The organism is Geomonas paludis (assembly GCF_014193585.1).
GTDB classification, from domain to species: domain Bacteria; phylum Desulfobacterota; class Desulfuromonadia; order Geobacterales; family Geobacteraceae; genus Geomonas; species Geomonas paludis.
In genome coordinates, this window is record NZ_BLXY01000027.1 from 1 (window position 1) to 8,511 (window position 8,511).

General features: G+C 62.8%; 4 protein-coding genes and 2 pseudogenes. 1 reads left to right on the plus strand and 5 read right to left on the minus strand.

Annotation, left to right across the window (positions count from 1 at the left end):
- Positions 1 to 323, minus strand: a pseudogene (locus tag H7687_RS21710) (hypothetical protein); the annotation flags it as partial.
- Positions 324 to 966: 643 nt separating this feature from the next.
- Here H7687_RS21710 and H7687_RS21715 point away from each other — a divergent pair.
- A complete protein-coding gene (locus tag H7687_RS21715) occupies positions 967 to 1,572 on the plus strand; it encodes a hypothetical protein (protein ID WP_183351368.1) in 606 nt (201 codons plus the stop codon).
- A 356-nt stretch (positions 1,573 to 1,928) separates the two neighbouring features.
- Here the strand turns inward: H7687_RS21715 and H7687_RS21720 are convergent, their stop codons facing one another.
- The 4 genes and pseudogenes from H7687_RS21720 to H7687_RS21740 all read right to left on the minus strand — a co-directional run.
- On the minus strand, positions 1,929 to 4,967 hold the full coding sequence (locus tag H7687_RS21720; RefSeq protein WP_183351370.1) for an OmcA/MtrC family decaheme c-type cytochrome: 3,039 nt from the start codon (positions 4,965 to 4,967) through the stop codon (positions 1,929 to 1,931).
- Between the two features lie 96 nt (positions 4,968 to 5,063).
- Positions 5,064 to 6,560, minus strand: a complete 1,497-nt coding sequence (locus tag H7687_RS21725) for a fibronectin type III domain-containing protein (RefSeq protein WP_183351372.1) — start codon at positions 6,558 to 6,560, stop codon at positions 5,064 to 5,066.
- A 685-nt stretch (positions 6,561 to 7,245) separates the two neighbouring features.
- On the minus strand, positions 7,246 to 7,683 hold the full coding sequence (locus tag H7687_RS21735; RefSeq protein ID WP_183351376.1) for a cytochrome C: 438 nt from the start codon (positions 7,681 to 7,683) through the stop codon (positions 7,246 to 7,248).
- A pseudogene (locus tag H7687_RS21740) lies at positions 7,673 to 8,511 on the minus strand (hypothetical protein); the annotation flags it as partial. The gene H7687_RS21735 and the pseudogene H7687_RS21740, both read right to left, overlap by 11 nt.

Here is an 8,511-nt window from a genome sequence, read left to right on the forward strand (position 1 = left end):
AGGTCCCCGTCGGTGTAGTGGTCGGTCGACTTGTCGAACAGGTCGACCCGCCCCCAGGCGCCCAGGTGCAGCGAGGTGGCGCTGCCGTCCTTCTCCGCCGCGGTGACCGAGAAACGCAGGTACTCGTACAACGGGTAAAGGTCGTCCTTGTTGATGGTGCGGGTCATGCGCAGGTAGGTGTTGGAGCTGCCGGTGATGATGTAATCCGCAGCCGTAGCCGGCTGGGTGAGCATCACCGTGGACGCTGCCGCCAGCACCACCGATGCAACCCTCAGGAGACTGCTTTGTTCGCGTCCTGATCTTTTCTGTTGGTGGCTTGTCAAGACATCCCCTCCTTTTCCGTAGTGTGGACCGTATTCAGAAAATCCGCTGCTGCGTTGAGAGCGAGTCACGGCGTGGCCAGGCGCGACAGAAAGCCGCACCGGCTCATCCGACTGGTTAATTAGCTAACACTACTTATTTGGACGGAAACAACCGGGAATACTCAGAGACGTGCTGGCACACCAATCACAGTTATCTATTAAATAGGCCTAATTCAATAATAGTGCGTTCCGATGTGCTTGACTATTAGGACTATTGCTAAACGTACAATAGTTTTTTTGTAGTGCAAGGCGCAAAAAAGTTTTTTATTGCAACTTAAGAGAGATTTAAGATTTGATTCAACTCATACTAGGCGGAGACGCAAACCATTAACGGCATCAAATACACCCGAATTCCCCATCGCTCACCCGAGTGACTCCAGCACCTACGCCTCATGCCGCGCTCACGGTTTCACAGCACGGCCCTGACTGTTTAAGGCTGCACTCGTTCAACCAGGACGAGAGGGGGCGGCCGGGATTGCATGCAAAGGACCTCGTGAAGTTTTTATTTATAAATTACTGTCTTTGCCGATATGTAACTTGCACAGTCATAGTGTTCATAGTATTCTATTCAACTGGCAGGCAAGACTTCCAAAGGAGAAATGGCATGCACAAAGCATTAACGGTGATAGGCATTGCGGCAATTAGTATTTCAGTATTTGGATGCAATGGGAAAAGTACTGACAATAAGGCGTCTGAAAAAGCCGCCGCGCAGAAGGTAGTCCTTCCGGATGCGACCGCCGACAAGCAACTGGCGCTGAAGTACCTGTCCGGCATCCAGAACGAAGATAAAAACTCCATGTACGCCGCAACCAACCTTACCGAAGCTCTCGTCACTGAAGCGAGAGAAAAGCTGATCTATCAGAAGAAGTACCAGCTCACCGAACAGCAACTGAAGGACTACGAGAAGATCCTCGCTATCTCGGGTGAGATCGATTTCTACGCCAAGAAAATCAAGGACAACCTGCCTAAGTCGGCGAAGTTCGAGATCGTGAAGTCCGAACCACTGAAATCCCCGCCGACGGCAAGGATCGAAGTGTATTCGGTAAAGATCACCTACCAGAACCAGAAGGAAGCAATGAAGGATGAAACCCGCAGGGCCGTAAAAGAGATGGTGGTGAAGATGTATCACGTCACCCAGTCGCTCAACGGGCGTTGGGCTCACGAATTCACCTTCGACAACAAGCAGCACGAAGTCCTCTCCTACTTCTAGTCCGGCGGGGCGGCTTCGCGGTGACGAAGCCGCCCTTTCTTTGTCCGCAGACGGACCCGGCACTCGATCTGGCTCCCCTCCTTCCCGCTCCCCCCCCACTGCACGACGATTTTTTTTTGCGTATTAGTCACGATCTTCCGCCAGGATGCCCATCCCTCTCTCCCTCGTGGAGGGGGTCGGGGTGAGGGCGCTGCAACAGGCAATGATCCCGCTTCGTGGCGCCTCCCTCACCCGCCCTTCGGGCACCCTCTCCCGGAGGGAGAGGGATTAACAAAAAAAAGGCCCGGAGACGAAACGTCTCCGGGCCTTTTGCGCTTCCCCGGGGTGAACGCGTCACCCCGGGGTCTTCTTGCAGCTTACCACCAACGATGAACCGCCTTGATGGTCGGGACGGTCGTGTTGAGGGTGTTTGCGGCCGAACCGTGGCAGATGAGGCAGGTTTCCTTCCTGCCGAGAGCCGTGGTGCGGTCGAGGTAGATGGAGCCGCCGTTGGCGACCATGTGCTCCTTGGCCAGAGACGAGTCGTGGCAGGAGAAGCAGGCCGCGGTAATCGGCGAGGTGACCAGGGTGGTGCCGGCCGCCGGGGTGGTGGTGTCGGTGTCAGCCGCGTAGCTGAAGCCGGCGCCATAGACCGTGCCGGTGCTGAAGTTCACGCCGGTCGGCGGTACCGTGGAGCTGATGGTGGAGGTGCCGGAAGCCACGGTGGTGTAAAGCAGCCGGTCGAGGATCGGCGTGGCGGTGGTATAGGTGCCGCTGGTGGTCGAGGTGTACACGGAGTTGCTGAAGTCGTACATGCCGGCCAGGTGGCACTGCTCGCAGTTCCTCAGGTAACCCGGGTAGCTGATCTCCCAGTAGCCGGTGGTTGCGTCGACCGCATGCCAGCCGAACTGGGTGGAGCGCTTGGCGGCAGCGTGGATGCCGTGAACGAAGGTGCTGGCGTTCGCGGAGTAACCGGAGCTTGCCTGGTTCACGGTGTGGCAGAATGCGCAGGTGGGCGCGTCGTTTCTCTGCCCGACGTGGAAGGAAGGCGCTACGCCGAGCTGTACGTGGCAGGCGTTGCACTTGTCGTTGCTGACGATGACGCGGCGCGCCTTGTAGTTGGTGGCAACCTTGGCGACGTTCGGAGCGGCGACGATCAGGCCGCCGACCTTGGTGCCCGAGTTGTAGGGGTACGCCGCCAGGTTGGTCTGGGTCAGCGGCTGCGTGGTGGCGCCCAGCTGGTAGGAGTAGCCGACGCCGCCGGTCACCATGGTGGCGGCAGCCGGGATGGTGGAAGTAGCCGCGGTGAGGGTTGCGGTGTAGTAGCCGCTGCCGTCAGGACCGGTGAGGGTGCCCTTGGTGTTGGCCGGGTTGAGCAGATCCTTCAGGTAGACGTTGATCGACTTGTTGAAGTCGGCCGGAGCGGTGATGCCGTCCTGCGGCACGGCGTAGACCACGTAGAGGCTCGGGCTGCCTACGAAGTTCGGCAGCAGTTCGGTGGTGGCGTCGACGTAGGTGTTGAAGGTCACCGGGGCGCCGTCTTTGAGCATCCTGAACTTGATGGCGGCCTTGGCCGGGGAACCGGCAACGGTCACGCTGCTGATCTCGTAGGTGATTTTCGCTGCGCCGGCCGGAACCGCGCCGGCTGCCGCTACGTATGCTGCGTTGGTGCGGCTGTTGCCGGTGCCCGGGGTGGAGAAGATGTTGTTCGGATCCGGTGCGATCACCGGGACGTGAGCTGCCGAGACTTCCACAGCCGCGATGCCGCCGGTGTGGCAGGCCGCGCAGGAGGCGTCGCTGCTCTGGCCGCCTTCGTGGCTGGCCCAGACGACGGAGCTGTGGCAGGAGCCGCAGGCCTTCCTGGAGGGCTTGGTCTTCCAGTTGTTGCCGTCTACGCCCTTGTGGCACATAGCGCAGTTGCGGATGTCCTGCGGATAGGTGATCTCCGCAGTGGAGACTCCGAGGATGGTCTCAGCCGGAGAAAGCTCTTCGCCCATGTGGATCTTGTGGATGAACGGGGTGAAGTCGCCGTTGGTCTCGCCGGCTACGTCGGTGGAAAGCTTGTTCTGCGGGGTGTGGCACATGACGCAAAGCTTGGTGTCCGGACGGGACGCGAAGTGGCCGCCGGAGAAGCCGAGCTTGTCGTGGCACTGGTTGCAGGCGGCGGAGGTTACGATGTCGCGTGCGAAGGCCTGGACGCCGTTGTTGGTCAGCATGGCGCCCGTTGCCGGGGTGAAGTCGTAGATCAGGTTGGCCACGCCGCGCACGGCGAAGTTGGCGCTGTTGGCGTTGGTCTGCGGGTTGATCGGGCCGAGGTATGCGCCCGCGGTTTTGCCGACCACGCCCGGAACGGCGACGGAGCGGACGGAGATGCCGATACGGTGCACGAGGCTGGCGTCGTACGGTACGGAGGAAACGTTCTTCACGTTGGAGCCGAAGATGGCGGTGTAGGAACCGTCGCCATGATCGATGACGGTGTAGCCCTGGACGTTGACCGCGCCGGTGCTGGAGTTGAAGGTGGTCACCGGGTCGGAGGTCGGACGGTTGGTGCTGTTCAGGATGTAGTTGAGCCAGTAGGAGTTGGCGCCGGCGGTCTCCGGCTTGAGCTGTGCCACGTGGAGGCCGAAGGTCCTCAGGCCGGCGATGCCTTTACCCGTGGCTTTGTTCACCACGGTGAAGTTGACGATCGGGTTGTTGCCCGGGATGTAGGCGCTGGTGATCCTGCCGTCGAGCTGGGTGTTGTTCAGGTCGTCATAGGTCAGGGTGGATGCGGCACTTGCCGGCAGGAGGTCGCCGTTGGAGAGCGTGCCGGAGAGCGCGAGGCCGCTGGTCGAGTAGGCGAGGATCTGCCCGCCGGAGTTTACCACCGCCTGGGCACAGTCGGTGTAGGTCTTGGTGGCGGAAGCGAGGGTCTGGTTGGCGTCGCCCAGAAGCCCGGTCAGCCCCATGAGAGCGGATACGGCCCTGGTGATGTCGGTGGACTGCTGGCTGATCTGGATGTTGATCGGGTTGGAGCCGGTGATGACGCCCGCGGCAGGCGGGCTGGAGAGGTCGACCGGTACCAGCGAGCGGAAGGTGCCCTGGGCCACGACGGCCTTGAACACCAGCACGGTCTTGGTTGCCGGCAGGGTGAAGGTCAGGCCGCTGAAGCTGCCGTCGCTGCCGATGGCGGCGGTGCCGAGCTGGGCCCCGTCCTGCGCGTTGTACACGAAGACGTTGTTCACGGCACCGGCCGAGGTCGATGACAGGAACGCGGTCTTGGCGGCTGCCTTGGCGACGTCGACTTTACCGCCGACGGTCACCTCGGTGCCTTTGCTGGTGATCTTGGTGCTGGATCCCCCTCCGCTGCAGCCTGCGAGAGGCAACAGCACGCATACTAACAGTGCTACGAGGTACCTTAGGTTTCTGCCAATCATAGTTTCCTCCTGTTTGTAGTGTCCTGCTCCAATGGTGCATTCTCTTCTGCTGACGATTTCAGAATTACCCCCTTGTAGTCGGATCTTATTCATTGCTTACGGGCTCACCTGTCCGCCGACGGTGACGCCGAGCGATGCCTGGTTCGGAGTCACGGCGAGTGCGGCGCTGGCCGAGGAGCGGTTGCCTGCGGCGTCGTAGGCCTTCACCGTGTACGAGTAGGTGGTGGCCGAGGCGACCGAGGCGTCGACGAAGCTGCGCGTGCCGGTGCTGCCGATCTTCACCCCGTTTCTGAAGACCTCGTATCCGGAGACCCCCACGTTGTCGGTGGCGGCGCCCCAGGAAAGGGTAACCGAGCTGTTGGTCCCGGAGATGGCGGCGGTGACCGCGCTCAGGCTCCCCGGTGCGGTGGGTGCCTGAAGGTCCAGGTGCGAGGTAAGGTCGCCGGAGAGCTGCCCGCTCACGGTCACGCTGAGCGAGGCCTGGTTCGGTTTCACCGAGAGCGGCGCACTGGCCGCCGAGAAGTTGCCCGCCGCGTCGAAGGCGACCACCGTGTAGCTGTAGGTGACGTTGGAAATCACCGACGGGTCGGTAAAGCCTGCGGTGGTGGTGGTGCCGACCTTCGCGCCGTCGCGGTAGACGTCGTAGCCGGCCACGCCGATGTTGTCACTGGACGCCTGCCAGGCAAGAACCACGCTGCTGGTGCTCGAGTTGACCGCGTAGGTGGTGGCGGAAAGGGCGCCGGGGACGCTCGGGGCGGTGACGTCGCTGAAGTCGGGCTCCGGCGGCGGTGCGGTCACCTGCTGGGTGATGTTGGCGACCGTGGCAGCGAGCGCGGGATCAGCCGCGACGACCTGGGCGGCCGCGGTGGTGAAGACGTCCACGAAGGTCTGGTACGCCGGTGCCGCGGGGTTCACGTCGGAGGTTGCCTGGTTGATCACGGTCATGACCGCCGTGGTGTTGGTCACGGTGCCGCCGGCCTTGGAATCGACGATCATCTGGTCGATGACGGCCAAGTTGGCCTGGTAAGTCGCGCTGTCGGCCGGCGGCGCCAGGATGTCGGTCACGTTGAACAGGTCGCCCACCTGGGCGTTGGCCGCAACGACCGCGCCTTGCAGCACTTCCGGCGTGATGGTGCCCGGTTTTTGCTGCAGGATGAGCGGCAGCTTCTCGAAGGCGGCCTCGGTGAGCGGGGTGACCGCCACCGGGACGTCGGGGTTGAAATTGTCCACCACCGCGCTGAACGAATCGGCCGCCGTGAAGGGAACCGGAGCGTTGGTGCTCTCGCTGAGGTAGGTGGCGCCGGGCTGGCCGGTGACGGTGACCACGATGGGACCGGTGATGGAGGCCGGGATCTTGACCGCATAGTCACCGGTAGTGCCGGTGGTGCCGGTGCCCAGCAGGGCGCCGCGGCTGCCGTCTAGCTGCAGCCGGTACACCGAGACCAGGGCGCCCGCGATGGGGCCCTTCACGGCGACGCCGGAGACCACCCTCGTGCCGCCGCCACCGCCACCGCCGCCGCAGCCGATCAGGATGAACGGCAGGCAGAGAAGCAGTAAAGCCGCTGCAATGTGTTTCTTCCAGGGGATGCACATGTTATGTTCTCCTTCTGCTTGGTCTGGGAAATGAACCCACATCGGTTTGGCTAGTTCTCCGCCGGCACGGGGTTGCCTGAGCCGTGGCAGCCGTTCTTGATGCAGGACGGGCCACTGGCGAACACGCCGGCCAGGGTGGTACCATGGCAGGCCGCGTTACGGCAGGTCGTGAAGCTTATGCTGGGAGCCGCCTGGAAATACGCCTTGTGCCCGGCGATGTCCTGGATAGTGGTGGCGCTCACGCCGCCCCACTGGTGGATCTGCGGGGCCTGGGCCGTGCCCGCCATGTGGCAGTCGGTGCAGGCCGGGCCGGAGTCTGCCACGCCGGCCAGGGCGGTGCCGTGGCAGAGGGCGGTGGCGCAGGTGGCGGTGCCGTTGNTCCCCACGTAGCCGGCATGGAGGGCATAGGCGAGTCCCCCCCACAGTACCGGGTGCGCCGAGGTGGCGCCGCCGATATGGCAGGTGAGGCAGGAAACCTTGGCGATGCCGCCGTCGAGGGCGTCGCCGTGGCACTCGACGCAGCCGTTGATGTCCTCCTCGGCGGCGGCGCTGTGCCCGGACGGCAGCCAGTTGGCCGGGTGCTTGCCGGCGGCAGGGTCGAAAGAGGCCTGCGGGTTCGCGTCCCCGCATCCCGACAGGGCCAGCGCCAGCGCACCAAGGACCGCAAAAGACAGAACTTTGGTCGTTATTTGTGGCATGTCAGACACCTCTCGTTGTTGGTGCGTCCGTGGCACTTGGCACACGACGCGGGATTGATCTTGCCGTCGATCCTGTGCTGGCTCAGGTAATCGCCCCGGTGCGGCAGGGTACGCTCCACCTGCTGGGTGTATTTGACGCTGGGTTTCAACTCCTCCTTGTGCGCGTGGCAGTCGGAGCAGAAGGATTCGGCATGGCAGGAAGCGCAGGCCATCCTGGCGTTGCTGGCGAAGATGCTGTGCTTTTTGAAGAAGTCCACGGCCTGGTGGTTCATGGCCGCGTAGGCGTCGGTGTGGCACTCGGTACAGTTGGGTGTTCCGGTGACCGCCTCCGGGTGGATCCTTGCGCCGCTCCTGGTGTTGGCACAGGCAACGAGAAGCAGCGCCATGAGCGGCACCATCAGCAGAATCAGTATTTTACTTTTCACTCTTGCCCCCCTTTTCGCCGCCCTTGATATCGAAGGCGTAGGCGACCTTCACGAGCGCCCGCCACTCCCGGTTGAAATCCGGGCTCTGGGAATACTCGATTTCCCCGCCGACGTTGAGCTTCTCGGTGAGCTCGTAGCCGGCGATGCCGGTGAGCGCGTAGCTGCTCTTCACGCCGTCGATGGGGCGATCGAAGATGACGTTGTAGAAGTCGAGGCCGAACTCGGTGTGCCCGGTCTTCTTCAGGGCGTAGAGCCGGTAGTCGTAGTAGCGGGTACGGTCGGTGGAGCCGTCCATGCGGTGCCCGGACGCTCCCAGCGAGAGGGCGTCGGCGGTGGTGTAGGCCACCTTGCCCCCGACGTAGTCCGCCGAGCCCAGGATCTCGTAGCCGTAGTTTTTGTACTCGGCCGCCACGGTCAGGTTCTTCACCGGGGTCCAGGCCGCGCCGACGCCGGCCGCGGTCACCTTTTCCCTGGGATCGAGCAGCCCGCCGTTGTTGGACAGGGCGAAGGCGGTGGTGGTCACGTTGTAGAAGTAGTCCTGGTAGTTGATCCTGGAGAAGTCGGCGCTGACGGTCACGGCGTCGATCGGGGCCACGGAGAGGGTGTAGGCATGCTCCATCCAGCCGTCGGTGCTCGAGTTGTAGGAGGAGCGGCCGGTCAGGTCGACCTGCTTCACCGGGTGCACCCAGACGTCGAGCCCTTCTTCCTCGCGGTCGCGCGCGTTGTCGCTCTCGTTTCTGAGGGCGCTCACGCCGATGGAGTACAGGCCCGGCTTGCCCTGTGCCAGGCGCCCGCCGTAGATGAAATCGCCCCCCTTGTAGTTGGGGG